This is a genomic window from Dolichospermum sp. UHCC 0315A (assembly GCF_008121535.1).
In the GTDB taxonomy this organism is placed as follows: Bacteria; Cyanobacteriota; Cyanobacteriia; order Cyanobacteriales; family Nostocaceae; genus Dolichospermum; species Dolichospermum lemmermannii.
Map to the genome: position 1 here is coordinate 1,196,741 of NZ_CP043056.1, position 26,154 is coordinate 1,222,894.

Genomic DNA, 26,154 nt, shown 5'->3' on the forward strand with positions numbered 1-26,154 from the left:
AACTGTAAAATCAATGGACAGACGATCTTTTTTATTGGGTATAAGTACCTTAACACTTTCTCAATTGATCACAGGATGCGGAACAAACCAGCAACCCCCCTTAAATGTACAGCTATTAAAAAATTCTATTCCTGGTCAGGTAGTTAATCAGTTTCGGAAAACTGTAACTCAAGGGGGAAAATTGAAATTTACCCCAGTGAATCAGCTTCAGGAGTTATTTAAATTATTACAGACTTGGCAACAACCGCCAACTAATAATCAGCAAGAATGGACTCGTTATTTACCATTTAATCAAAATCAAAAATCACCGACTGCTAATTTAGTTACCTTGGGTGATTATTGGTTACAAGCAGCAATTGATCAAAAACTAATTCAACCATTAGCAACAACAAATATCAAAAATTTAGCTAACTTAAATGAAAAATGGCAACAACTAATTAAGCGTGATCAAGAAGGTAAAATTTGGGGTGTTCCTTATCGGTGGGGGAATACAGTAATTATTTATAATCAAGAAAAGTTTCAACAATTAGGTTGGAAACCAACAGATTGGAGTGATTTATGGCGGAGTGAATTACAAAATCGGATTTCTTTACTTAATCATCCCAGAGAAGTAATTGGTTTAGTTTTGAAGAAATTAGGAAAATCTTATAACACGGAAAATATCAAGCAAATTTCTGCACTAAAACCAGAATTACAAGCATTAAATCAACAAGTCAAATTCTATGATTCTCAAAACTATCTAGAACCATTAATTACTGGGGATACTTGGTTAGCAGTTGGTTGGTCTCATGATATTATTCCGGTAATCAGTCGTTATCAAAAATTTGCCGCAGTTGTTCCCCAATCAGGAACAGCAATTTGGACTGATTTATGGGTAAGTCCTACAGGTGTTAGTAATGATGGTTTAGCATATCAATGGTTAGATTTTTGTTTACAACCCAATACCTCTAAACAAATTGCCTTACTAACTAAAAGCAATTCTCCTGTGGACAATGCTATGGTCGTAGGGGATATTCAGAAACAGTTACAGAATTTATTCTTAACTGATGCTGAAATTCTGGCCAAAAGTGAATTTATACTCCCCTTACCTCCAGCAGTCATGAAAGAGTATGAAGATTTATTCATCAAGATCAAACAATCATAATTTTGGCAAGAAGAACGGAATCCAACTTTGCTTTTAATGATTCATTCTTGAGGATAATTGCTGATTTTGTCTCTTTGGACTCTAATCCATAACTGCTGACTTTTGTGAAATTTTAAGTTCAGTAAAGATGTTTGTAATCAATAGGGCTTACGGACTGGTGGAGTTTTGGAAAATAGCCTGGTTTTGAAACCAATCCTTTCCTACCTGGATAGTAATATCTGAGCCGATATTACCAGTGCTTTCTACGCGTACTTCCCCAAATCCCAAGAGACTACGGACTGATTCGGCACTATCTCCATCTCCTTGTTGTGCCACAATGTGAGTTATATCCAGGGGTTGTCCCCAGGGTTTGGAGACAAAGATATTTTTATATCCAGCTTTTTCCAATGTTCTAATTAGGGGACGCAATTGAGAGCGATTGTTCCCTGTACTATCCTGAATAGATACACGCAGATGACTAGGTTCAGCAAATGATATTTCTGCCGTCTTCGCTTCTAAACCGAAATGCTGCGTCATTACTTTCGCAATATTCCGCCCATCTGGAACCCAGTAGCTGGCATCAAACTCATGATTGTCGCTAAAGCGTCCAGGTAGCATTAACATTTGCATATTCGAGCGATTGATTTTTGAGCCAAAACCAACCAGCGCTACTAATTCTTCAATAGATAAGTTGGTATCAATATTTTCTTTAACAACATTGAGAATGTCTGGTAATCGGGCGATGGTTGTCGGGTTCAGAGTCTGTTCAATTAAAGACCGCAACACCATTTGCTGGCGCTGAATTCGACCAATATCTCCCAGTTCATCATGACGATAGCGGAGTAATTGCAATGCCTGTTCACCATTGAGATGTTGTTGACCCGCTTTTAAATTAATGTATAAATGCTGGGAATCATCCCGATATTTCATGTTTTTGGGGACATAAATATTCACTCCCCCCAAAGCTTCAATTAGCTTACTAACGCCCAAAACATTAATACGAATATAGCGATCAATTCCTACTCCACCTAAAAGATTACTAACGGTTTTCGCCGTTAACGCTGGTCCACCCTCTGCATTAGCCGCATTAATTTTTTTCACTCCATACCCTTCAATTTCTGCACGGGTATCTCTAGGCACAGAAAGCATGACTATTTTTTTTGTCTCTGGATCAAACTTGATCAACAGCATGACATCAGAAAGACCGTCAAAAGAATTAATTTGGGGTAAATAACTCAGATTTCTGCTGTCAGAAGGGGGGTTTTGGACATCTGGAGGCAGTACGCTCATCCCCATTAGCAGGATATTAACAGGACGAGTTAGTTGGGAAAATTGTAACCCATTGCCAGAAATACTATCCCCATCAAATACCGCTTCCTCCTGGGGACTGAGTTGAGCTTGTTGCAAAGGCGTACTTTCCCAAGAAACCGCCAACAACGCCCCTGCAAGTCCAGATACTAGGGCAATCCCACCCATACCCACCGCAAACCATAGCCACCGTCCTAATTTTGATGGGCGGTAATTTTGCCCTTTACCCTTATATTTAGCTTTTGCGGCTCTTTTTTGTGCTGCTGATGTTTTTTGACTAGTCACAGACTTCCTCTCACCTACGATTTTAAATAAAGTAAATTTGCCGACTCAATACATCCCCAACAAATCAGACTATAATAGCTAACTTCTCATCAAATTTGCTATAATAAACCTCCGAATATACAACAGAATTCACAAACCAGGAGTTAGGGGTGAAAGCCTTTTTATTAATCTTGAGATTTTGATTTCAAATTTATACTTCCGGCAATCTGTAACGGGCTGCGATAATTTCTATGATTTTCCGATTTGCTATTTAATACTTATGCCATAGTCGCTCTGCCAAGTTGCTAAATCCTGGTAAACGGGAAGATTTGCCTTGAATGACCCGGAAAATCAACCAAACACTGACTAAAAAGTAACCAGAAGTCAGAAAACTATTGAGAATTAACAAGCGCAGTGTCAAAAAATCTGTTGCTGCTCCAGTAGTTAACAATAAATAACCTAACATCCAGATAAAGGCCAAGGTAATAGATAAACGGCTGGCAGTAACTTGTTGCCGGCTACCCTGACGCTGGTAGAGAGTCCACAGCGAGGGAAAAAAGCCGATAATGGGAATCAAATATAAAATAAGTTGTGTTTTTGAGATATCTGTATCTTTTGCTGGCAATTTATCCATAGTGGTTGATGTGATCATAAACTAGAGATGGTGAATAATAGTCATTAAGTTAGAGATAATAACCTAAGTTGCTAATTAGGTAGGGGCAATTAACAATTTCAATTACCAATGACCAACTTCCATGGGATTAATACTTTGTCAAGAAGAAATTAATTTAGTTCTATAGTGTAATTACCTAAAAATGCAAACACGTAAGCTACTCAATTGGTGGCAAACATTGACACCTATAGCGAGATACTTAGCGATCGCGCTACTTGCACCGTTATTAGTTCTCAATGGTTGGGCTATTGCCGCAATTTTCAATTATTTTCACTCCCTGATCGTTATTTTAGTCGGAGCTTCGGTAATAGCATTTTTACTCAACTATCCCGTAAGTTGGATGGAAAATCACGGAGCAAAACGAGAGCAAGTAGCCATCCTCGTATTTTTGTTAGCATTATCCATTTTATTAGCTCTAGGTGTCACTCTGTTTCCTCTCGCCCTGACTCAAGCCCAACAACTGGTGGCGCGTTTACCAGACTTAATTGATTCAGGACGTTCACAATTAATGATACTCAATGGCAAGGCAGAAAGTGTAGGTTTACCCATTAACTTAGATGCTTTAGCCGCACAAATCAATGATCGCGTCAAAGGACAATTACAGTCCATAGCTGGACAGGTGCTAAATCTAGCCGTGATCACTGTTACCAGTTTGTTGGATTTCCTACTAACAATGGTATTAACGTTTTATTTATTACAGCATGGCGGTGAACTTTGGCAAAGTTTAGTAGAATGGCTACCTTCTAAATTTCGCGCTCCCTTTTCCAAAACAGTCCGTTTAAGCTTTCAAAACTTTTTTATCACCCAATTAATTTTATCAACCTGCATGGCTTCCGCGCTGATTCCTACCTTTTTATGGCTGAAAGTTCCCTTTGGTCTATTATTTGGGTTAACTATTGGAGTCATGGCACTTATTCCCTTTGGCGGTTCTGTGGGTATCGCTTTGACAACTTCTTTGGTTTCACTCCAAGATGTTTCTATGGGGGTGAGGGTCTTAATAGCTGCCGTAATTGTGCAGCAAATTCTCGAGAATCTGATTGCACCCCGAATTTTAGGCAGTTTTACGGGTTTAAACCCCGTTTGGATTTTAATTTCTGTCTTAACTGGAGCGAGAATTGGCGGACTTTTAGGAGTAATTGTGGCTGTCCCCTGCGCTGTTGTCATTAAAAGCATCATCAGTGCTATTCGCCCCTCAGCACTGAGTCTTGATCCAGAAGACTCTTCTCTGGATGATATAGCCACACCTATGACACCAGAAGCATCTCCAAAAATAGAGCCTAATAATTCTTTGAGTATTTCATGACATACTCATCCTACTGCTCTCAAAGTAGATTATCGTCCGGTAAAAAGCCTAGTTCTGTATTGGGTAGATGAGATCTAGTAAAGACGTTATTGCTGTTATCTATCGGGGAATAAGCAAACGCACCTAATAGCATAACACCAGCGGCTGCTAAAACATAACGTCTGCCCAAACTTACTCCATAACGTCGTTGCAGAAAATTGGTTGTGATAGAATTCATCCTTTTACCTCAATTACTCCAGATTTTCGGGTGTCTATTGCAAAAGACGTTGCTAATGTACTAATTGTTCACTATCTCATCCACAGATTCATAAATCCTCAATCGTTACAGTTTTGGTAACAACTGTTCCCTGTTCCCTTAGGACAACAGCAAGGCATCATTAGGCGACTGTCCGCCAACGCACAGCTTGACGATTCACGGACAGGGCGTAGCATATACCGATGAAAACACAAATGCCTAAGAATGAAATAGCGCGTTCCATATTCAATGTTTCCATATTTTTTGCAAATAAGCTTCAGAATAACTTAATTTCCGATCATTAAGTGCCGAATTAGCTGATTTAGGCGGTATTTATCACCAAAATGCTGCTAGTACAAGGGAAGAAAAACAGGATATTTGCTGGCTTAATTAATCTTAAATATAAAGAAATAATTAAAAGTATACAAAACTTAAATAAATTGTTATTACAGAACTATGCAAATGGGAATAAAGAGTGTATATTGGTTTCAACTTCAGTATACCGAAAGATTTATAGTCTACCAATTATGAGATACCTCTGGTTCACAACAAAAATGAACCAGGGGTATCTGTGTTTTGGGGAACTGATAATTAGACATCTGGTAAAAAAGTAGAGACGTTCCATGGAACGTCTCTACAAGGGTTTCAAACCACACACATTTAATTCTCACCAAGTGTCTATTGATAATCATAAGTAATGAATTATACATTATCCAGGATCATGCTTATCTCTCCAGCTTTTTCCTGTAAATCTAAATCTTGATAGATTTGCAAACTCTGAGTTAAAAACTGATGAGCAATAACTTGATTATCAGGCTGATTTTGCTGTGTCCGTTTCAGGTGAATTTCCCCTAACAGCTTGTATGCTGAAGCTGTCAATTTTTGGCGGTTGTAATCTTGAAAGACTTGTAAACATTCTTGAGCCATTTCTTCGCTCCGGTTAAGATTTTCTAGAATTTCCACCTCTAGGTAAACACGAGCTATATCTAAAGCTTCTTCGGCCTTATTTACTATTTGTCCCAGTTCATCAAAATAAGTTAAGCCTTTGTGATAGTATTCCTCAAATAAACCAATTTTTCCTGGTATTAAAGAGTTATCAACAGGTAAAAGATGTAAATGTGCTGAGTAAAGTAAACTGAGTTTAGTGTAATCGTAAGCAAGATTTTCTTGACATTGTCCTAGAGTATTGATTTCTATAGCTTCGTGGATATTTTTCTCAGCTTGTTTCAGTAATTCAGTAACTTCTGTTGTGTTTGCGGTATTTTTGGCTAATAAAACTTGACAGTTAGCAATTTGTCGTAACCGTGTAGCTACATTCTCATCTTTACCTAATTGTTGATAAAGTTCCCGACTTTGTTCGTGGTAATTTATTGCTTGTTCGTATTTACCCCAACCTTGATAAATCCTTCCTAGCTGTTTATAAGCATCAGCAATATTTACTTGATCATCCAACTGCTGACGAATAGCTAAATTTTGGTTTTCACAATCAACAGCTTGTTGATATTTTCCCCATTCTCTATAGCAAACAGCTATCCAATACCACGAATCAGCGACATCTTTCTCTTTATCTAATTGTTCATAAAGTTCCCGACTTTGTTCGTGGTAATTTATTGCCTGTTCGTATTTACCCCAACCTTGATAAATCCTTCCTAGTTGATAGTAAGCAAGAGCAATTCTATCTTGGTCATTCAACTGCTGACGAATAGCTAAATTTTGGTTTTCACAATCAACAGCTTGCTGATATTTTCCCCATTCTCTATAGCAATCAGCCAGATTATACCACTGATTAGCTACATTTTTTTCCTTACCTAATTGTTCATAAAGTTCCCGACTTTGTTCGTGGTAATTTATTGCCTGTTCGTATTTACCCCAACCTTGATAAATCCTTCCTAGTTGATAGTAAGCAAGAGCAATTCTATCTTGGTCATTCAACTGCTGACGAATAGCTAAATTTTGGTTTTCACAATCAACAGCTTGCTGATATTTTCCCCATTCTCTATAGCAATCAGCCAGATTATACCACTGATTAGCTACATCTTTCTCTTTATCTAATTGTTCATAAAGTTCCCGACTTTGTTCGTGGTAATTTATTGCCTGTTCGTATTTACCCCAACCTTGATAAATCCTTCCTAGTTGATAGTAAGCAAGAGCAATTCTATCTTGGTCATTCAACTGCTGACGAATAGCTAAATCTTGGTTTTCACAATCAACAGCTTGCTGATATTTTCCCCATTCTCTATAGCAATCAGCTATCCAATACCACGAATCAGCGACATCTTTCTCTTTATCTAATTGTTCATAAAGTTCCCGACTTTGTTCGTGGTAATTTATTGCCTGTTCGTATTTACCCCAACCTTGATAAATCCTTCCTAGTTGATAGTAAGCAAGAGCAATTCTATCTTGGTCATTCAACTGCTGACGAATAGCTAAATCTTGGTTTTCACAATCAACAGCTTGCTGATATTTTCCCCATTCTCTATAGCAATCAGCTATCCAATACCACGAATCAGCGACATCTTTCTCTTTATCTAATTGTTCATAAAGTTCCCGACTTTGTTCGTGGTAATTTATTGCCTGTTCGTATTTACCCCAACCTTGATAAATCCATCCTAGCTGATAGTAAGCAAGAGCAATTCTATCTTGGTCATTCAACTGCTGACGAATAGCTAAATCTTGGTTTTCACAATCAACAGCTTGCTGATATTTTCCCCATTCTCTATAGCAATCAGCTATCCAATACCACTGATTAGCTACATTTTTTTCCTTACCTAATTGTTGATAAAGTTCCCGACTTTGTTCGTAGTAATTTATTGCCTGTTCGTATTTTTCCCAATCTTGATAAACTCTGCCTATACTGAAAAGACAGCTTGCTTTATATTTGAAATGTTGAATTTTATTAATAATATTTAGTGCATTTTGGTAGTAATCAAGTGATTGTTCATATTTGTTATTTGATTTCTGACACCAACCCCAATTTCTCCAAAAAACAAATGATGTATTTGATAGATTATCATCAGCTATTTTGCATTTATCATAATATTCATTAGCTTTTTCATAATTTTCTTTCTCTTCATAACATATAGCCAAAGACCAATAAACGAATGATTTAAGACTATTATTTAATTTTTGATCTATATCTTCAAAAATTTTAATTGCTTCATCATAATTTTCTTTTCTTACATAAGACATCGCAGTGATAAAAATTAATGCCATTGAACAATTTTTATCATGATTATGAAATTGACGGCTAATTTCTAGGTTAGGGGTCATTTCTTCACCCAGTTCTTTTACCAAATTTCTAATACTATCAAAAAGCGAAGATTCTAATTGATTAACAATTTTTGTTACATAATTATCTAATCCTACTGATTGACCGCAAGCAACATACAAAATAGCTGTTTTCGCTTTAATCTGCATTTCTTGAGATAGACTTAAATTATTAGCTACTTCTGTTAATTTGGCTATGGCTTCACCTTTTTGATAAAATAGCTCAATTTTCCGTAATGTTCGCAAAAGTTGCTTAATTAGATCATTGTCAAAATCATCATCTATACCAATGTAAGTAATAACTAATTTTTCAATAACATTTTTTCGGAAAATATTACTAACTTCAACTTCAGCAATAACTTGTCCTGCAAAAAATAAATCTTGCAAATTAAATTCTACATTCTTTAATATTTCTGCTGAATCATCTTCTGCTTTTAAGTAAGTAATACTTGTATTATCAGCAACAGAGATTTTTATTTTTATCTCGCCATGTTGTAGTAGAGGTTGATAATCTTGTAAATTACTAAATAATTGATCTATTAATTTCTTAACTTGTCCAGGCAGATGAATTCCGTAATACCCTAAAGATAACAAAATTGGCTCATTCCAGCGTGGTTCATGGAGATGTTGTTGAATTAGTTCTTGAATTTTACTTTGGTCATTATCTGCAATATAACGAGCCGCAAAATATTCTTCAAAAGTCAAGTGCATAAAACCATAAACACCAGGTGCGCGTTCCACAAATAAACCTGTTGTTTCTCGCACTTTCCGCAAAAATTCTCCCACAGCTTGACGCACTAAATCTGATTCTGGTTCAGCATCATTTAGTTCTGCCATTTTGGTTGCTAGTTGTTCTTGTACCTCCGTTTCTGTTACTAAACCAGAAGGCTTTTCTTCGTGCATCCAATATGCTAAAGGTGCTAAAAGTTCAACTACTTCAGTTTCTCTTAATACGACTTTTGGAGCATCTGGTAATTTTTTACTAAGTTGCCAATCTTCTATCAAAGTTTGCACTGCTAACTCATATAACCTCACCCGACGGTTAGGTAAACGTTCCCCATTGCGGTGAATCAGTGCCAAAATAGTTAACAATAGGGGATTTGCTGTTAAACGTTTTACACCTTCATTTTCTTGAATTGCGTTTAAAATATTTGCTGCTTGCTCATTTCCTTTTCTTTCTATTTGTTCTTCATTAGCATCTGGTTGTTGTGCTTTTTCTACTGTGCGACACCAACGATGTAAAAACTGTTCTACCTTTTCGCTGCTCATATCTTCAATCATATATTCAGCAAAACGGCTGCTTAATTGCACATCACGATAACCAGCAATGCGGCTAGTAATTACATATTTATTATTAGAAAAATCATTAACAAACTGATTAATAGATTCTACAATTTGTCTCCGGCTTTCTTGGTCAAACACTTCATCTAAACCATCTAGCAATATTAGGCATTTTCCTTCACTCATAGCAGCATCTAATAAAAATGTTGCTCCCTCAGTTCCCATTTTTCCTTGTGTTTGAAAATGAGCTTCCCACTGACGATAAAATTGGCGTAGATATTCAGTTAAAGTTAAATTTGGTTGTTGTTTTAGTTTCTCTGCATAGTCAGCAATACGAAAGAAAATAGGCAGGAGAGTTTTTCCTAAATCTTCCTTTGCTTCCCCACCAATTACCGTTTCTTGATCATCCCTTTTAGCTGTGGCAAAATGCAGAGCTAAATAACGTAAAAGAGTAGTTTTACCCGCACCAGGAGCGCCTAAAATTACGCTATAAGCATTTTGTCGCACCGCTTGGGATAATTCAACCTTTTCTGTAATGGTTTTGGTACTAGATATAGATGTGATTTTTTCTCGTACAGGTTGATAATATTCAGTTTCATCCCTATCATCGAAATCAATTCCTGTTCCTTTACCTCTACTAAAATTAGAGGGAGATTTTAAAACAGTTACTGCTTCAATTTCTCTAGTTTCAGAAGTATCAATGATTTCTTGTCGTCGTTGTGCTTGCAGAGAAACATAAATCTGGTCAAGGAAAATATCAACTTGACGATTTACTTGCATTACCCCACTCATTTTGAGATAGGAGTTTTCAGCAATTAACCATTCTAAATAAATATAAAGTAAAGGATTACGAGTTTCAAATTGTACTACCTTTTCTCGCCAATCCCAAAAATCCGGCGCACGCTGACGAAATTCATCTAGAAAGTTTATTTGATTTAACCAAAAAATTAATATTAAGTTTCTACCAAATAACTCTTCTCGTCCTAAGTTTAAACGCTGCATTTCTCTAACTAATCTATCTGTAGGCAATTGATCAAGACCAAATGCCATGATTAATTTGCGTTCTGGTTGCACATTTTCATCTAAACTATATAAGAAGTTATAAAAAGAATTTTCACTATAAAAAAAGTTGTCAAAAGTAAATTTTTCTTCGCATTTTTTTAAATCTTCTTGTAGCTGTTGCACAACCAAATGTTGAGGACTACTCTCTGGAGTAATAGCAAAAATAATTGTCGTCCCACTAGAAAGTTCTAAGATGCTGACTAATTTTTCTAATTCTTCTTTATCAGCTTCGGTCAAAATATAATTGGAGTCATCAGAAAGCATAGTTAGTACCAGTTGATAATTAGTAATCTTTCCAAAATAGTCACGTTTTTACAGAAAATTGTTAGCTTCTTGCCAACGTTGTAAATCCTCTATCAAAATAGGATTAATATCAAACCAAGATTTTTGTCTAGAATTGTAATAACCCAAAACGAGTTTGTTTTGTAAAAGCTCATCACAAATAATAAATTCGCCTTTTTGTGGTAAACTATGGGTTTTAGAGGTTAACTTTCCAGTAATATGTACTGAATGAATTTCGGGATATTGATAATCATCTAAATTATATTCTCTGCGAACTTCTTGCACTGCTGATTTTGCAGTGTCCAAATCTACTAACTTCAATCTTTTTCGCAGTCCGATTTCACAAGCAGTCCGCGCTAATCTCACTAAATCTCGAATCACACCACCGCTTTTTTCACAAATCAGTTCTAAAGCATCAGGTGTAAATAAACCTTGATAATCATAGCCTAAGCTATCGAGACGTTTATTAATTATATTCACGAGAGTTTGTCTGCCTATATGATCAGGGTTATTTGTAGGACATAGATTCTGATCACATTCAAAAACGGGAGGATTATTCAAATCCAAACATTTTTGAAAGCTTTCCATTGGTTGCCGAAAGTTAGGTGAATATCGCAAAGCAATGGGAATTGCATAGATAATATGACAGCTTAATTCTGTCAGCAATGAACTGGAAAACATATCCAAAGCCGTAACTAAATCATGTCTATCTAGACCATCAACAATAATAAATAATTTTTGTTGATTTTCTTTTTCAGCCGTGAGAATAATCTCATTAACGCTATCAATAATTTCCGTTAATTTCGGACGGACATTAACTGTTTTAGTGATTTCTCTAGTTAAGCCACGTTTGAGAATTAATCCTGCTTTTTCAATAAATTCTGGCATTCCCAAACCTTCAGTTTGAGTACCTTTATCTTGATAAACTACAGTTTTGAGTGCGTCTTGTAGTCTTGTTAATAATTTATCTTTTTTGAATAACCAATTAGATTTAATAGCTTGCTGTGCAATTTGCAAACCAATCAATACTACAACTTCAGCATAACCAATGTTATATCTATCTAACGCTGTTTGGGTATCTATCCAAATAACAGTATGTGTATTCGCTAATTTTTGTTCTAGTCGTCGCAGTTCAGTAGTTTTACCGCCACCTCGATGACCCGCCAGTAAAAATTTTGCTGGATCATCTTCCATTTCCAATAAACTAACAAGCTGGTCTACAGGACTATTATCTCTGGGGACGTAGAAATTTTGCAACTCTTCAGATGTAGCCAGAGGTTCTTCTGGTTTGAATCGCTGGTAGGCAGGTTTCCAAAAATTGGTATTACTCATATTAGTGATAAACTGGGCAAAAAGCTGTGTTTTAGGGTATTATCTTTATTTTAGTATTGTTTTTGCCCGTAGGAATCTTATATAAAAATAAAAATATTCCACTAGGGGGATTACAAAAGACATCTCCTAAAAAGATCGTAGAGACGTTCCATGGAACGTCTCTACAAGGGTTTCAAGAATTTTTAATTGTTATCGCCAACCTAACCAGCGTAAGCAAGGGACAACTAGGTAATGGCTTATACTCAAGGAAAAACTAATTAAGATACTCACTAAACTAAAAAAACCTATGGGTGAAAATACATCAAGCCCTTGTGGTTGACTGGAAAAATGGAATAAATGCAGTCCCAATCCTAAACCCACGAAAATGGCTATGAGGTTGGCGCTTCCTAAACCTGCAATGACAGCATAAGCGATTTGATGACTGCGAAGACCTAAGCCGAGGGTTAAGAGGGGAAGTGAGATTAAAATCCATGTGACTAAGCTTTCCGCCGGATTTGGAGTGGTGATGAATTGACAAGCTACCCAGCCTAAACTGTAGCCAATGAAACCCATTAAAGCTGTGATCAGAAACCGCCGCTTTTGTCCAAAACAGCCTGATAAGGTTAATCCCCAACCTGTTCCCAAACCTGCAAAACCATAAACTATACTTTCTGCGGCTATATAAGGTTGTTTTTGGACTAATGTTGGTAATGGATAGGTTAGTAATTCTAGCCAGCGATCGCCTAAACTGGTATGGTAAGCCAGGACAAAACCAATTATAGTCCCGATTCCGGCGCAGATACTTGTCAGTATCATTACCCAAACAGTCGCCAAACAAGCTAATAAAAATTTATATATTCCCTCAATTATAAATACAGTAGTATTACTTATGAATTGAGTAATATCAGTAATTGATGTTACGACAAAATAACCTGCGCTGATCAGTAACCCCTTGTGTGGACGTAAAGAAGCAATCTTGATTAATCGCTTATGAATAATAACTGCATTCGCTGGACGCAATTTTGCATCATCCTGTACCATCTCATCAATTAAATCCGCTAAATCTGATTTAATCTGTCGGTAATTACGCCAGCGTAATTTACCTGTCAGACTATCTTCTAAGTCTGGCGGATACTTACCTGTTAGTAGTTGAATTATAGTCCGTCCTAAAGCATAAAAATCTGCGGCTGGGCCAACATTACCACCGCGAATTTGTTCGTAAGGACTATAACCGGAGGAGTACAAGCGTGTAGATGTGGGATGCGATCGCAAAACTGAACCACTAAATTGTTTAGCGCCGCCAAAATCAATTAGCACCAATTTATCATCCTTCCCAGGGGTTGCGGGTGTAGAAGTACGCAACATTAAATTAGAAGGTTTTATATCTCGGTGAATAATTTGGCGTTTATGTAATTCCTGTAAAATCTGTACAGCTTGAATAAACCAACCTATTACCAAATCTTCGGAACAACCTTGAGGTGAATTTATTAATACTTCCTCTAAAGTGTAGCCATTAATCTTTTCCATCACCAAACATGGTAATTGATGGGGTTTAGGGTTAACCAAATTAATTTGAAAATATCCGTCAGCATCAACTGTAGGTACGCCAGAGTTACGGAAACTACTTAAAACTTCCGCTTCTTGCTTGAATAATTCCAGCGCCTTAGGTGAGGTTTCTACCAGCACCTTCAGCACTTTTTCTGTCTGTGTCTTTTCATCCCAAATTGTGTAAATTTGGGCAAATCCCCCCGCACCGAGAGGTTTAAGAGAGAAATAGCGATCTAACAGATGCAGCGGTGCGCCACAACTGTTACAGAATTTGTTTCCCCAGGGTTGAGGATAGGGACGTTGACAATGGGGATTTATGCAGTGAACCGAGAAGCAACCGTCCATTAAGGCTTTTAAAGATTAAAATATCAAAAATACTCAATCAATTCTCACAACTACTAATTATCGGCTTTGGAGCATTTAAAATCAAGTTATTAACTATTTTCCATAATGCTCAACCTATGCTTAATGTTAACACATGATTAGCATAGTGTATTTGTATTGTTAGCGTTAATGTTAATCATTGGAGTATAATTAAGCGGTTAATAAGTTTTTACTATTCCCAGGGAATAATTACTGTAAATGTTGTTCCTTGTCCTACTTGACTATCTAAGATAATTTTGCCTTTGTGCAAATCTACACATTTTTTCACTATGGATAATCCCAAACCTGTGCCAGAAATCGAACCGACGTTAGAGGCTCTATAAAAAGATGTAAATAAATTAACCTGATCTTTTTCAGGAATACCGATGCCACTATCGGTGATTTTAAAGATCAGTTGGTCATTTTCTTTTGTTAAATTAAAATCAACTAAAGTTTTTCCAGGTGAGTATTTAATGGCATTAGTCAGTAAATTAGTCAGAATCTGATGCAAGAGTTTTTGATCAAAATTAACAATTAGAGAACTGTCTGTAACTCCTGCGCCTAAGTTCCAAGAAAAGTCAATGGTATGGTGCTGACAAGTAGTTTCTATTTTCTTTTTGAGATCATGACAGAAAGCAATTATATCACTTAATTCTGGGTTAAATTCTATTTTTTCAGCTTCGGTGCGGTTGATAGTGAGGACATCGTCTAGAAGTTGAATCATCCGAGTAATAGTTTCTTGGATAGTCTCTAGGTGTCCCTGTTTATTTTCTGAAGTGAGGCGATCGCCAAAGTTTTGTAAAATGCTTGTAGATGAGGAGATAATGGTTAGAGGTGTGCGAAACTCATGGGATGACATTGTCATAAAGCGCGATTTCATTTCGCTAATAGCCTTTTGTTTTTCTAGTGCCTCAATTATCTCATTTTTAGCTTGTTTAATTGGAGATATATCCCTAATAATAGATGCTAAACTAGTGGTTTTTGCTGTTAGCTGATCCTTGATTAATAAAAAATAAGCGATACTATAAATGATTGTTCCTGTTTTCAAGTTACAAAATTTTAATTCTCCTTCCCAACTTCCTATTTCTAATACAGTTGGCAAAATCTGTGATTCAAATAAATTTCGCTCCTCTGGACAAAGATAATGCAATATATTTATTTCTGAATCATAATTTTCACTAATTAAACCGATCATTTTCTTCGCCGCATCATTCATAAAAATTGTTTCTCCATTAAGATTAGTAATAGTAATAAATTCTGAACTATTTTCCACTATCATGGCTAGTTTTTGTTGTTCTGATGCTAGTTCGTTGCGTTGTTCTTTCAGTAAATTAATATGATCGCTTAAAGCTATGGCTAAAAAAAATAATAAGCCAATTACTTCAAGACGAATAAATTCTTCAGTCAATGGATTGACAGATAACCAACCAAGGTAGGTAGCACACAACATAGCTATACCTAATAAAAAGCAGCTAAATGCTAAAATAGCAAATCGAGCCGGAGTAAAACCTTTAGACCAGATGTAGAAACTAGCATAAATAATCACTATAGACATAATTATCAACAACAACATAATAATAATGATGCTATTACGAACAGGAAAATACCAATTAAATAAAGTATATCCCACACTAGTCCAGCGAAACCAATTCATGAGTTTGTAGAGTTGATGACTATAAACACGCACTTGCAAAAATGAGATAAAGAAGCTGGAACAGCCTACTAGAATAATGCATAGAAATATTAATAAAACAGGAATGTTATATCCAGGAAATTCTGGCCATAGATATTGGAAGGCCAAACCATATCTGATAAAAAACTGACCAGTCAGACCAATTAGGAAAAGAACGTAGTATTGGTAAACAACATCTTTTAATAAGCAAACCAGCAGTAAATTTATGATTACAGAACTCAATAAAATCCCATAAAATCCACCCAGTAATAGTTGCTGGGTAGAACTACTTTTATAGTAAGCAAGAGGTGTCCAGAGAATGACATCAATGGCTATAGTTCCCTGACTGGTATATCGCAAATAAATAGTCTTTTCTTCATCTACAGCTAAAGGGAGGATAAATATAAGCTTACGATCTGACAGTTCACGATTAGAAAAAGGCAGTAAGCGACCAATTTGTTTTTTAATCCAGGTATTTCCTTGAGGAATATATAATTCCACCTGATCCACATTATTAGGTGCGCCTTGAAGATACCATTCTGAGGTGACAGTGCTATGATTTTGTAACTTTACCTTAGCCCAAATTGCAGATTTAGAGAAGCCCATATTCGGGATATCTGTTTGACTGGGGGTAAATTTTTGTGGCTGTTGACTAACATCTGCTATTGTTAACTGTTGGGTTGGATCTTGGAAAATTTCCAGATATTTCCCTAATTTATATTGTTTTTGTTGATCATGTAATACTACGGTATTGCTTGTTTCTAAGGGATTATTAGTGTTATTAGGTGGGAACGTTCCCAACAACATTACCACTCCCATCAATGATAATAAAAACCATAATAAAATTATAGAATACTTAGGTAAGTTCAGTTGCTTATACATATGTGATATTTGTAACATAGCACCCTCAAAATTTTAACAACTATATCCATCTCCAGTTAGAGGAAAATTGTCATCAGAAAACATAGCACGATTAGTATAATCGCTGCTAGTTTCTTGATCAAGAACTTCAATAACTTTGTGATAAATGTCTTGGGCTTCCTGGGGAGAATCACCAATACTTGTTAATCCCAATTTACCAAACTGGGAAAGGCAACCCATGAGATGAAATACCGTACCTGTTTCCGTGCCACTATCAAAATGTAGTCTATGGTGGGCGATAATATCCATTAAATCATTAGGTAATAATCCCTGATAACTAGCTTTTTGCAAATTGTCTGTGGCAATATAATATTTTGGTCTACCTTGTTGACTATAAAATAAACCCGTGGATAAATCATAACGACCATTAGTGAGGAATTTTAAAGTCATAAATGGGTGAGTTGTTCCCCCTTTACGAAGGTTAATTTCAATGGCTTGAATATCCCATTTACCATCACCTTTATCAACAGTCACAAAGTCAACTGCAAATCTTTCCAAAGCTCCTTTCTCTGCTAATTTTTTACCAACTCTTAAACCTAATTCCTGTAATTCACAGCGATAATTTGCATCTGCAGGAAAACGACAACCTATATAGATTTGTCCGTCTGGACCGCCTAAAATTTGGTCATGGGTAGAAATAATTTCTACCTCTCCATTGGGTGTAATTCTGCCTTGAACACTGGGAGAGTTTTTGATTTCTCCTTCGATAAAAGCTTCAACAATTGCCCCTAATTCGGGAATGCGCTGGGAAAAATTTGCCCAGGTTTCTTGTAAAGATTGAAAGCGTAAATTTAGAAAGCGATCGCTAATAGCTGCTACCCTGTGAATATGATCAGCTTTTCCCGGTGCAAAATCCATTATTTGTCTTAGATCTAAGAGTGCATTTCCCTCTCCTGAAAACCCTTCATTCAACTTAATTACCATTCTTTGTAATGTGGGTTGACGTTCCCACAAATCAGCCGCAGCATTGGCTAGATCCTTGGTATTTCTGACTAACTCACTACCGTCGGGAAGAGGGACATCACTTTCTTTAAAAATTTGTCTGCTGCCGCTTTTTGTTCCCCAAATTTGTAAATCTGGTGCAGCAGCATATAAAGGTACACCCAACTTTAGAGATAATTCCGATTCCCAAAAAGTAGAATTATAACAGACCATAAAAGCCTTATCTAAGCGCAAAGCCTTGTGAATTCTTTCTAATAAGCGAGGACGTTCCAATATTTTTTGACTCAGAGGTTTTAAAGAAGAATCATAAGTAGAAAGTAATAATAACCGATGACGAGCATGAGAAAAAGGAATACCAGGAAGTAATTGCAGATAATAGTCAATAATGCTAGGATGAAGCGGCATTGAAGTCACATAAATTAACCTAGTGCGGGGATTTCGTAACCGCATTAACGAAAAAAGTAACCTTTCCTCATAATGCTCACAGCCTTCCACCTTGAGCAATTCCCGCTGATCTATACTCAAAGAAGGAATAATTAAAATATCCGCTTCACTATTATCGAATAACTCGCTAGTTTTCCAGCGATCGCGTAAAGTTAATTGTAAACTCCGAAATTTATCAACTTCCTGAAAATCATCAATATTTAGTGTCACCATATCCCCATACCCATACTACTTCCTTACCTAATATATACCCCAAGAGAGAGTGCAAATAAAGATTGTAAATGTATCGTTTTGTTAAATATAAAAATCTCCATCTCTTCATTCTCCACCTCTGCGACCTCTGCGCCTCTGCGGTTCGTTAAAAAAAAATTACAGTCCACCACACAAACGATTGCCATATTAATTACTAAAAACTTCAGACTAAAGAGAGATGAATAAATATTTAATAACTAATACAATCCCGAAATGGGAATAGATAAATACTAAAAAATCCACTTATGGTATCTTCAAAACCATTACATGATACAGAATTAGTAGATTGTGCTAGAGCAAATGCTAACCAGGGAATAGAAACCGCTGCGTGTCAGTGTGGTTATGGGGATGATATTAATACATTTGCTCAAGAATTACGCCAAGCTTGTGAAAAAATGAATTTGCAAGTTAAAGAACTCAAAGAATTGATTACCGATCAGGATATAATGTTAAAACTGGGTGCTGGAGAAATTATTGCCCCTGAAACAGCATCAGAACTTTGATACTGTCCTTTTGTAGCGAATTTTCAAATCATAAAAATTGCACTTTGTCAATTCTTTGACAAAAGAATATTACTTAAAGCCTGATAACTGCGTGTAGTGTCACCACAACATAGCGCAATTTGAGCAGAAAACAAATCAACTTATTTATTGATTTTATCCTCAAAAATGGTAAAATATATAGAAAAACAGACTTGTACTAGTACACAACGGCGTAAGTCAATCAACCATTAAAAATTTGACAAAAGCTTGTGTAATCTGCTTTTTTAATTTTTAATTTTTAATTTTTAATTCCGCACTGCGGTACTAGCTTCGGTCTCAATAGCAAAGGTTTAGAGATGTTGACTTCATCGGAAACTCCTATAATTGCAGCCATTGTGCTGATAGCGTCCGGCATTTTAGGCTGGGGCTTTTATCGCGCCAGACCTTTTGGTAAACTAGGCATCTTAGCCTGGTTACAATCCCTCGTTTTAATGACTCCCTGGCTTTTGTTCTTTGGATTATTTGCCGCTGGGATTTATATCAACATCGTTGGTATCTTGTTCTTAGTTGTAGCTTCCGCTGGATTGTATATTTTCCTGGGTAGAAAATTACGGGACGCGGGACAAGATGCTATTCTCAAACAACGGGCAACAGAGCGACTCGCTGCCCAAACTGCAAGCGAAGGTGATAAAGACAGTTCAGTTGTAGTATCAGAACTGCAATTAGCACCAACTCCCATACCTGAAGCAGATTTAAGCCTAATTAGAGGCATTTTCGGCATTGACACATTTTTTGCCACCGAAACTATTCCCTACCAAGAAGGAGTAGTTTTTAAAGGCAACTTGCGCGGAGAACCAGAAGCCGTTCACAACCGACTGACGAAAACTTTACAAGAACGGTTAGATGATAAATATCGGCTGTTTTTGGTAGAAGATACTGACAGTAAACCTGTGATGATTGTTCTCCCTAGCCGCACAGACCCCCAACGCACCCAGTTAGCACAAAAAGCTTTTGCGGTGATCTTGTTGATAGCAACTATCGCTACTAGCTTAGAAGTGGGGGGTATATTACAAAATTTCGATTTATTCAGTAACCCCGAACGCTTTGCAGAAACCTTACCTATTGCCTTGGGTTTATTAGTAATTTTGATCTCTCACGAAGTTGGACATTGGCTATTAGCGCGTCGTCACCAAGTTAAATTAAGTTGGCCGTTCTTTTTACCAGCGGTGCAAATTGGTTCTTTTGGGGCAATTACTCGGTTTGAGTCCCTTGTCCCTAGCCGGAATGCTTTATTTGATATTGCTTTGGCTGGACCTGCCTTTGGGGGGATTACTTCCTTACTATTACTGGTAATAGGATTGCTACTGTCCCACCCAGGCAGTTTATTTCAATTACCCAATCAGTTTTTCCAAGGTTCAATTTTAGTCGGTAGCTTGGCACGGGTTGTCCTCGGTTCGGCTTTACAATCTCCGTTGGTGAATATTCATCCTTTGGTAATTGTTGGTTGGTTAGGATTAGTGATAACAGCTTTGAATTTAATGCCCGCTGGACAATTAGACGGGGGGAGGATTGTGCAAGCGATTTATGGACGCAAAACCTCAGGGAGAACCACTTTTGCGACGATAGTTTTACTGGCTATCGTATCATTAGGTAATCCTCTGGCTATGTATTGGGCAATTGTGATTTTGTTTTTACAACGGGATTTAGAACGTCCTAGTTTGAATGAAATCAGTGAACCAGATGATGCTAGGGCGGCTTTATGTCTTTTGGCTTTGTTTTTAATGATTGCTACTCTTTTACCTTTGACTCCTGCTTTAGCTGGGCGTTTGGGTATCGGTAGTTAGGAATTTTGGCGTTGCATAGAATTAATTATGTTTCGCGCAAAGGCGCAAAGGAGCGAAGGCGCAAAGTTTATGCTTTTAAATTTTTCACTTTCATCCTTTAATTCTGCAACGCCAGATTTTCTTTACCAATTTTCTAGGGTTTCCAATCTGCTAATAGGTTGGGGTAGTTTGTGGGTGTGGGGAATATTTTTTGCCATGTTTGTTGGCGTTGTTGGGGTTTTTCTTGGCTCATGTTCCAGAGGGTTTCGTAGAAGAAGAAGGAAATACCAGCAAATTTTCGCTCTCGTACTTTTTCTATTTGGGTTTTGATTTGTTCCATGGGAACTGTACGATTTTTTAACCCACTTAAAATGCCAATGCTGACGGGAATATGAGTTTGGGCTTGTTTGACTTCGGGATATTCTAATTCGCTGATAAAGACGTTTAAATCATTTCGATAAATCTGTAAAACTAAATCTTCAATTATTCCCATTCTTTCCCATTTCTGCCAATCTGCAAGGAAGTATTCGTAGGAAAAACGCTGGGGATTAGGCGCAACGGAAACGATACAATCTTTTTTATTTGCTTTAATTGCTGTAAAGACTCGTTTCATAAAGTCGGTGATTTTGTTCGCTCTCCAATTTACCCATTCTGGATCTTTGAAGTCTGCGGGGGGAAGTTTTCCTTGGTGTTCTTTTTTGTATAATGCTATGGTGTAGGTATCATATCCTAGTTCTGATGGTAAGCCGAAATGATCATCAAATTGAATCCCATCAATATTATAGTTTTTAACTATTTCTATAATTAAATCTTGGATAAATTGTTGCACTTCGGGACGAAAGGGATTTAACCAAACTCGGTTATGGATGCCTTCTTTAACTATTTTTGTGCCATCTCTGCGGTTTGTCAACCAATTAGGACGATTTTTAGCAAGGAGGGAATCAGCAGGAGCCATAAAGCCAAATTCAAACCAGGGAATTACTGTTAAATTTTGTTTATGTCCCTCGGTGACTATTTCTTTGAGCATATCTCGCTTTTGCAGTCCGGGGGTAGGGTCTACTGCTTTACCAATGACTTTGGCTGCGACTTTGCTAGGATAAAGGGTATATCCCCAATTCCAGACGGCGGGATAAACGGTGTTAAAGTTGAGTTGTTGTAATGTTCGTAAACTTTGTTTTAGGCGATTACTCTCAAATAAAACATCACTATCAATATTTGTTAACCATACTCCCCGTAATTCTGTGGATTTAGGAATTTGAGCATTTAAGGGGAATGATAGCATGAAGAATGCAATCATACTCACGGCCATCATAGTTGCTAAAAATCCTAGTTTTTTAGTTTGACGGTGCGATTTTAGAGATATTTTTTTCATTGGTTATACGATTTTGGGTTGTTAAATTTAGTGTTTCGCGCAAAGACGCAAAGGAGCAAAGACGCAAAGGAAGAAAAAGATTAATTTGGAAATCATATCTACTTCTAGTCTATAACAAGAGATAGTTTTGAAAGGCTCTTCTAATAAGTAACTGTTCCTAAACAATCTTTGATAAATTCAATAATTATCTTAAAATCAACAAAATCATCAGCCTGTTTTCTTTGTTCACAAATCCATTTACAAAATTTCATTTTTTGAAATTCTTGAATTTGGTTTTTTCTCCATAATCTCCATATTTTGTTTTTGGTAAATAAAATTCTTCTGTAAATAAATGATCAGAAAATAGATTTTCAATACCTTTTTTGACTTTTCGATTCTTTTGTTGAGGGATTTTTCTGATTTTCAATAATTCATGATCTTCATTAGATTTATCAGTATCACAATCATAGAGTAGTAATACTTTTCTAGTTACTAATTTAGGGTTAGAAAGCAAAACATCTCTAGTATTTTTTAAACCGCCTTCACCAGTATTTATACTTTTTCCTTTGCCTGTAGAAGCTCCTACCCATTCAATATCAACTTGTGCTAAAATTTCCTTTTCCCCTAGCAATTCTAAGGCAGTTTTAATATAAATTGGGTCAGTTTCTCCTTCTGTGAAAATTAGAGGTTTATCACCTTTTGCTACAGTAGCTTTAACTTCATCTTTAACAGCATTGATTTTTTTACAATAGTCATAAAACATCCTTTGACCATCAACAGACATTAGATAACTACAGTAATCTTCCCATATATCAGTAGACCAATTACTTAGTGTTTTTGTAAGAGATTTATAAGTAGGATAACGATGGCTTAAAAAGTCATCAGGATAACAAAGTTCTACAATAGTAGATATATTATAGCGGGACATTATTCTTAATAACCCAATGCCCTCATATTCAAACATTCTCAGATGTTCAATTATATAGGATAAATGAGCAGGATTTGATGGTTCTGCAACAACAAGAACACAAAATCCTAAGTATACAGGACAGTTATGACCTCCATCAAAATAACCTTCTTCAAAGACATCAATAATATCTTGCGCTGAATCAAGATTAATCCACCAATCAGGAATTTCTTCACTCTCAAAATCAAATCCATAACCACACATAATCCAAAAACTACCAACAATATTTTGAGGATACTGTTCAATTAGTGATTTTGATCTTTCACAACCAGTAATACCAATGTTAGGTAAATGCACTGTCATTTTCAAAAGTCCTAGTAAAAACGTGATTTTATTCCATTAAACAACAAAATCAAACAAATAATGCGCCATTTTCAACTTAGAACAAGCCGGAATTTCTACCTCTCTTCCTGACTTATCTAAAAACACCGCTTGATTATCAATAATTCAAAATTCATGTTATAGTGTACTCAAGTGTACATATTTTGTCAATTCACTATTATGGACATCCAATCTGTAGGAATCAAAGAATTTCGGGCTAATTTACATAAGTACACACAACAAACATCTGAACCAATCGCAATTACTTCTCATGGAGTGCCAATAGGTTACTACATACCAACACAACCTACTCCTCGAAAACAAGATTTAATGGCTTTACAAGAAGCAGTCCAAAAAATCCAACAATTACTGGAAACAAGAGGTATTAGTGAAGATGAATTATTTGCAGATTTCCAGAATGCGAAAGAAAGTACAATATAATTTGATTCCATTAAACAATAAAATCAAACAAATAATGCGCCATTTCCAACTTAGAACAAGCCGGAATTTCTAACTCTCTTCCTGACTTATCTAAAAACACCGCTTGATTATTATCACTCCCAAAACCACTATCAACTTGATCAATAGGATTCGCTACAATTGCATCTAATTTCTTTCTTTGCAATTTTTCCCGCGCAGGAGTAATAATATCCCCAGTTTGTGCAGCAAAACCAATTAAATATTGATGGGGTTGTTTACGATTTCCCAGTTCAGCGACAATATCTGGTACTGCTGCTAGGGGAAGATTTTCGGGGAGCGATCGCTTGGGCAATTTTTCGCTACTATAATCTCTAGGCTTGACATCTGCAACTGCGGCTGACATGATAATTATATCTGCATTGCCTAAATGCTTGAACATTACCTGCTGCATTTCCTCCGCACTAACTACCGCAATTGCTTCTACTCCCAAAGGTACATCCCAATTCGCCGGACAATGGACTAATATTACCTTTGCGCCTCTGTGCAGTGCTGCCTGTGCCAAGGCTAAACCCATTTTACCAGTGGAGGGATTGCCAATAAATCGCACCGGATCTAAATATTCTCGCGTTCCCCCAGCACTGATTAAAACCTGTTTCCCTGCTAAATCTCTCTTGCCTTGGGTGTGTAATAAAGATTGAATATAAACAAATATTTCGGCGGCTTCTGCCATTCTACCAGCACCAATGCGATCGCACGCTAATAAACCAGAACCTGTTTCCATACCATAAAATCTACCATCTGTCAATAACTGTCGCCAATTTCTTTGGACTGCCACCTGTTCCCACATATCTGTATTCATGGCTGGTGCTAACAACACAGGACAAGTAGAAGCAAGAACCGTATTTGTTAGCAAATTATCTGCCATACCATAAGCTAACTTAGCCAAAGTATTAGCAGTTAAAGGCGCAATCACAATTAAATCAGCCCATTCACCTAACTCAATATGCAAAGGACGAGAATAAATGGGCTGCCAAAAATTATCATCTGTATAAGCTTGATGACGGGATAAAGTAGATAAAGTTAAAGGAGTAATAAATTTTTGGGCAGATTTAGTGAGAATAACTCGCACTTCTAGCCCCGATTTGAACAGTGTAGATACCAATTCACAGACTTTATAGGCGGCTATACCACCGCCTACACAGATAATAACCCGTTTAGATTTGAGATTTGTAAATGATGGCATTTTGGGGCAAAATTCCGATTACCTTTGATTTTAGCCCGTCCCACCCAATCTAAAATCCCTGGTACACAACGGCGCAAGTAAACCAACCATTAAAAATTTGCAAAAGCTTGTGTAATCTGCTTTTTTAATTTTTAATTATTAATTTTTAATTCCGCCCTGCGGTGTTAGGCTTCGTCGTAAGCTTCTAAATCTAAGAGGTGGATATAGGCTTCAACTAACTCTGGACGCTGAAAAGCAATTGCTCGCAGTAGATGCCAATCATTTAAACCCTCAAAAGCATTACTATAATTATCTAATTCCAGACGTGTAGCCAAATCCTGTACCTCTGTCGCTGTCATAGCAGAAATTTCTGTTTTGGAAATGCTTAGAGTTTTCATAATGCTTGCCCCTCCCTTTTGCAGCGCTTACATTCAGCTGAGGGTGGAGTTGATTCCACCTTTACTATCTTACTCATTAACGAGCATTAAATTTGTAAAAATTCTTGTGAATTTCACCGGAATTTGTAAAAATTCTGTAACTAAAGCTGACCAATTGTGTTGACAACAAAAGTTCGTAGCACTTCTAGCATTTGGAAATTAATTTCATGTCCCATGGCAAATTCATGATATTCCACTGCTACTCCTAGAGATTGTGCCACATCTCTCGACTTAATTGCCGCTTGGAGAGGAACAACTTCATCCTGTGTCCCGTGCATGATTAATGTCGGCGGAAAATTGCCTTGATTCAGCATAGCCACACTAGGATGTAAATAGCCACTTATCACGACTAATCCAGCCAAGGGTAAGCTTAATCCTACATCTAAAGTCATCGCCCCACCTTGAGAAAATCCGCTCAAAATTGTGCGTGATAACGGTACACCTGTATTACTTTCTAAAGAGAGCAACCAATCTATCAGTAGTTGTTTACTTTCATTTAATCCATCATACATATTTTCCGTCCGCAGGTCATACCATGCCCTCCCTGTATCAGCATAAGGATAAGGATAGGGGGCATTGGGGAGTAAAAATTCATAATCAGGTAAATTGACATGAGGGATTAAAGATGCCACATCTTGGGCATTTGCACCCCAACCATGTAGAGTGACGATTAAAGCGTCTGGTGTTTGGTTTTTTGGTGGAGAAACCCTAATAAAATCTAATGTTGGAGTCATGGATAATTGAGATAAGAATTAAAGATAATTGTAGGTTGGGTGGAGCGATAGCGTTACCCAACATTTTGAGATTTTGTTGGGTTTCCTTTGTCAACCCAACCTACGCATTTTCATATTTTGTCAATACTCCCCAGGCTAATTATGAT

The 26,154-nt window shown here is 36.7% G+C and carries 18 protein-coding genes and 1 pseudogene; 5 read left to right on the forward strand and 14 right to left on the reverse strand.

Going from position 1 to position 26,154, the window contains the following annotated elements:
• Nucleotides 1-13 precede the first annotated feature (13 nt).
• A complete protein-coding gene (locus BMF77_RS05520) occupies nt 14-1,144 on the forward strand; it encodes an extracellular solute-binding protein (protein ID WP_148761264.1) in 1,131 nt (376 codons plus the stop codon).
• A 147-nt stretch (nt 1,145-1,291) separates the two neighbouring features.
• Here BMF77_RS05520 and BMF77_RS05525 read toward each other — a convergent pair whose 3' ends face one another.
• Both BMF77_RS05525 and BMF77_RS05530 read right to left on the reverse strand, forming a co-directional pair.
• On the reverse strand, nt 1,292-2,716 hold the full coding sequence (locus BMF77_RS05525) for an LCP family protein (RefSeq protein WP_148761266.1): 1,425 nt from the start codon (nt 2,714-2,716) through the stop codon (nt 1,292-1,294).
• A gap of 250 nt (nt 2,717-2,966) precedes the next feature.
• Complete coding sequence (locus BMF77_RS05530; protein WP_148761268.1) at nt 2,967-3,347, reverse strand: hypothetical protein; 381 nt, start codon at nt 3,345-3,347, stop codon at nt 2,967-2,969.
• Between the two features lie 163 nt (nt 3,348-3,510).
• On the opposite strand from BMF77_RS05530, the gene BMF77_RS05535 reads away from it, so the two are divergent.
• Nucleotides 3,511-4,671 (forward strand): AI-2E family transporter, encoded by a 1,161-nt coding sequence (locus BMF77_RS05535; protein WP_148761270.1) that lies wholly within the window; start codon nt 3,511-3,513, stop codon nt 4,669-4,671.
• A gap of 19 nt (nt 4,672-4,690) precedes the next feature.
• Here the strand turns inward: BMF77_RS05535 and BMF77_RS05540 are convergent, their stop codons facing one another.
• From BMF77_RS05540 to BMF77_RS05570, 7 genes and pseudogenes are all read right to left on the reverse strand, one after another.
• Complete coding sequence (locus BMF77_RS05540; RefSeq protein ID WP_148761272.1) at nt 4,691-4,888, reverse strand: proteinase inhibitor I4 serpin; 198 nt, start codon at nt 4,886-4,888, stop codon at nt 4,691-4,693.
• Between the two features lie 163 nt (nt 4,889-5,051).
• A pseudogene (locus tag BMF77_RS05545) lies at nt 5,052-5,150 on the reverse strand (Na+ dependent nucleoside transporter N-terminal domain-containing protein); the annotation flags it as partial.
• Nucleotides 5,151-5,608: 458 nt separating this feature from the next.
• Nucleotides 5,609-10,780, reverse strand: coding sequence for a tetratricopeptide repeat protein (locus tag BMF77_RS05550; RefSeq protein ID WP_148761274.1), 5,172 nt, complete (start codon nt 10,778-10,780; stop codon nt 5,609-5,611).
• Between the two features lie 48 nt (nt 10,781-10,828).
• On the reverse strand, nt 10,829-12,130 hold the full coding sequence (locus BMF77_RS05555) for a P-loop NTPase fold protein (protein ID WP_148761276.1): 1,302 nt from the start codon (nt 12,128-12,130) through the stop codon (nt 10,829-10,831).
• 189 nt (nt 12,131-12,319) lie between these two features.
• The gene (locus tag BMF77_RS05560) at nt 12,320-14,002 is read right to left on the reverse strand and encodes a serine/threonine-protein kinase (RefSeq protein ID WP_148761278.1); all 1,683 of its coding nucleotides are present in this window, start codon (nt 14,000-14,002) and stop codon (nt 12,320-12,322) included.
• A gap of 211 nt (nt 14,003-14,213) precedes the next feature.
• Nucleotides 14,214-16,574, reverse strand: a complete 2,361-nt coding sequence (locus tag BMF77_RS05565; RefSeq protein ID WP_168204402.1) for a 7TM-DISM domain-containing protein — start codon at nt 16,572-16,574, stop codon at nt 14,214-14,216.
• 33 nt (nt 16,575-16,607) lie between these two features.
• On the reverse strand, nt 16,608-18,212 hold the full coding sequence (locus tag BMF77_RS05570) for a peptide ligase PGM1-related protein (protein ID WP_148761281.1): 1,605 nt from the start codon (nt 18,210-18,212) through the stop codon (nt 16,608-16,610).
• 284 nt (nt 18,213-18,496) lie between these two features.
• On the opposite strand from BMF77_RS05570, the gene BMF77_RS05575 reads away from it, so the two are divergent.
• Together BMF77_RS05575 and BMF77_RS05580 are read left to right on the forward strand one after the other, a co-directional pair.
• Nucleotides 18,497-18,754, forward strand: coding sequence for a hypothetical protein (locus BMF77_RS05575; RefSeq protein ID WP_148761283.1), 258 nt, complete (start codon nt 18,497-18,499; stop codon nt 18,752-18,754).
• 335 nt (nt 18,755-19,089) lie between these two features.
• Complete coding sequence (locus BMF77_RS05580; protein WP_148761285.1) at nt 19,090-20,577, forward strand: site-2 protease family protein; 1,488 nt, start codon at nt 19,090-19,092, stop codon at nt 20,575-20,577.
• Between the two features lie 133 nt (nt 20,578-20,710).
• Here BMF77_RS05580 and BMF77_RS05585 read toward each other — a convergent pair whose 3' ends face one another.
• Nucleotides 20,711-21,928, reverse strand: a complete 1,218-nt coding sequence (locus BMF77_RS05585; protein WP_148761287.1) for a glycoside hydrolase family 10 protein — start codon at nt 21,926-21,928, stop codon at nt 20,711-20,713.
• 247 nt (nt 21,929-22,175) lie between these two features.
• Nucleotides 22,176-23,177 (reverse strand): hypothetical protein, encoded by a 1,002-nt coding sequence (locus BMF77_RS05590; protein WP_148761289.1) that lies wholly within the window; start codon nt 23,175-23,177, stop codon nt 22,176-22,178.
• Nucleotides 23,178-23,375: 198 nt separating this feature from the next.
• Here BMF77_RS05590 and BMF77_RS05595 point away from each other — a divergent pair, with 198 nt between their 5' ends.
• Nucleotides 23,376-23,636 carry a type II toxin-antitoxin system Phd/YefM family antitoxin gene (locus tag BMF77_RS05595; protein ID WP_148761291.1) on the forward strand — a complete coding sequence of 87 codons (261 nt, stop codon included), beginning with the start codon at nt 23,376-23,378 and terminating at the stop codon, nt 23,634-23,636.
• Between the two features lie 10 nt (nt 23,637-23,646).
• On the opposite strand, the gene coaBC is transcribed toward BMF77_RS05595, so the two are convergent.
• From coaBC to BMF77_RS05610, 3 genes are all read right to left on the reverse strand, one after another.
• On the reverse strand, nt 23,647-24,858 hold the full coding sequence (gene coaBC / locus BMF77_RS05600; RefSeq protein WP_148761293.1) for a bifunctional phosphopantothenoylcysteine decarboxylase/phosphopantothenate--cysteine ligase CoaBC: 1,212 nt from the start codon (nt 24,856-24,858) through the stop codon (nt 23,647-23,649).
• 164 nt (nt 24,859-25,022) lie between these two features.
• Nucleotides 25,023-25,235: a DUF2555 domain-containing protein gene (locus tag BMF77_RS05605; protein WP_148761297.1), complete on the reverse strand. Its 213-nt coding sequence runs from the start codon at nt 25,233-25,235 to the stop codon at nt 25,023-25,025.
• A gap of 140 nt (nt 25,236-25,375) precedes the next feature.
• Nucleotides 25,376-26,008 carry an alpha/beta hydrolase gene (locus BMF77_RS05610; protein WP_015078553.1) on the reverse strand — a complete coding sequence of 211 codons (633 nt, stop codon included), beginning with the start codon at nt 26,006-26,008 and terminating at the stop codon, nt 25,376-25,378.
• Between the last annotated feature and the right edge of the window lie 146 nt (nt 26,009-26,154).

Bases quoted from the DNA above. Each gene is read 5' to 3' on its own strand.
- BMF77_RS05535 (WP_148761270.1), top strand. From the start codon at position 3,511: ATGCAAACACGTAAGCTACTCAATTGGTGGCAAACATTGACACCTATA.
- BMF77_RS05520 (WP_148761264.1), top strand. From the start codon at position 14: ATGGACAGACGATCTTTTTTATTGGGTATAAGTACCTTAACACTTTCT.
- BMF77_RS05570 (WP_148761281.1), bottom strand. From the start codon at position 18,212: ATGGTGACACTAAATATTGATGATTTTCAGGAAGTTGATAAATTTCGG.
- BMF77_RS05595 (WP_148761291.1), top strand. From the start codon at position 23,376: ATGGACATCCAATCTGTAGGAATCAAAGAATTTCGGGCTAATTTACAT.
- BMF77_RS05590 (WP_148761289.1), bottom strand. From the start codon at position 23,177: ATGACAGTGCATTTACCTAACATTGGTATTACTGGTTGTGAAAGATCA.
- BMF77_RS05565 (WP_168204402.1), bottom strand. From the start codon at position 16,574: ATGTATAAGCAACTGAACTTACCTAAGTATTCTATAATTTTATTATGG.
- BMF77_RS05540 (WP_148761272.1), bottom strand. From the start codon at position 4,888: ATGAATTCTATCACAACCAATTTTCTGCAACGACGTTATGGAGTAAGT.
- coaBC (WP_148761293.1), bottom strand. From the start codon at position 24,858: ATGCCATCATTTACAAATCTCAAATCTAAACGGGTTATTATCTGTGTA.
- BMF77_RS05550 (WP_148761274.1), bottom strand. From the start codon at position 10,780: ATGCTTTCTGATGACTCCAATTATATTTTGACCGAAGCTGATAAAGAA.
- BMF77_RS05610 (WP_015078553.1), bottom strand. From the start codon at position 26,008: ATGACTCCAACATTAGATTTTATTAGGGTTTCTCCACCAAAAAACCAA.
- BMF77_RS05605 (WP_148761297.1), bottom strand. From the start codon at position 25,235: ATGAAAACTCTAAGCATTTCCAAAACAGAAATTTCTGCTATGACAGCG.
- BMF77_RS05560 (WP_148761278.1), bottom strand. From the start codon at position 14,002: ATGGACGGTTGCTTCTCGGTTCACTGCATAAATCCCCATTGTCAACGT.
- BMF77_RS05580 (WP_148761285.1), top strand. From the start codon at position 19,090: ATGTTGACTTCATCGGAAACTCCTATAATTGCAGCCATTGTGCTGATA.
- BMF77_RS05585 (WP_148761287.1), bottom strand. From the start codon at position 21,928: ATGAAAAAAATATCTCTAAAATCGCACCGTCAAACTAAAAAACTAGGA.
- BMF77_RS05575 (WP_148761283.1), top strand. From the start codon at position 18,497: ATGGTATCTTCAAAACCATTACATGATACAGAATTAGTAGATTGTGCT.
- BMF77_RS05555 (WP_148761276.1), bottom strand. From the start codon at position 12,130: ATGAGTAATACCAATTTTTGGAAACCTGCCTACCAGCGATTCAAACCA.
- BMF77_RS05530 (WP_148761268.1), bottom strand. From the start codon at position 3,347: ATGATCACATCAACCACTATGGATAAATTGCCAGCAAAAGATACAGAT.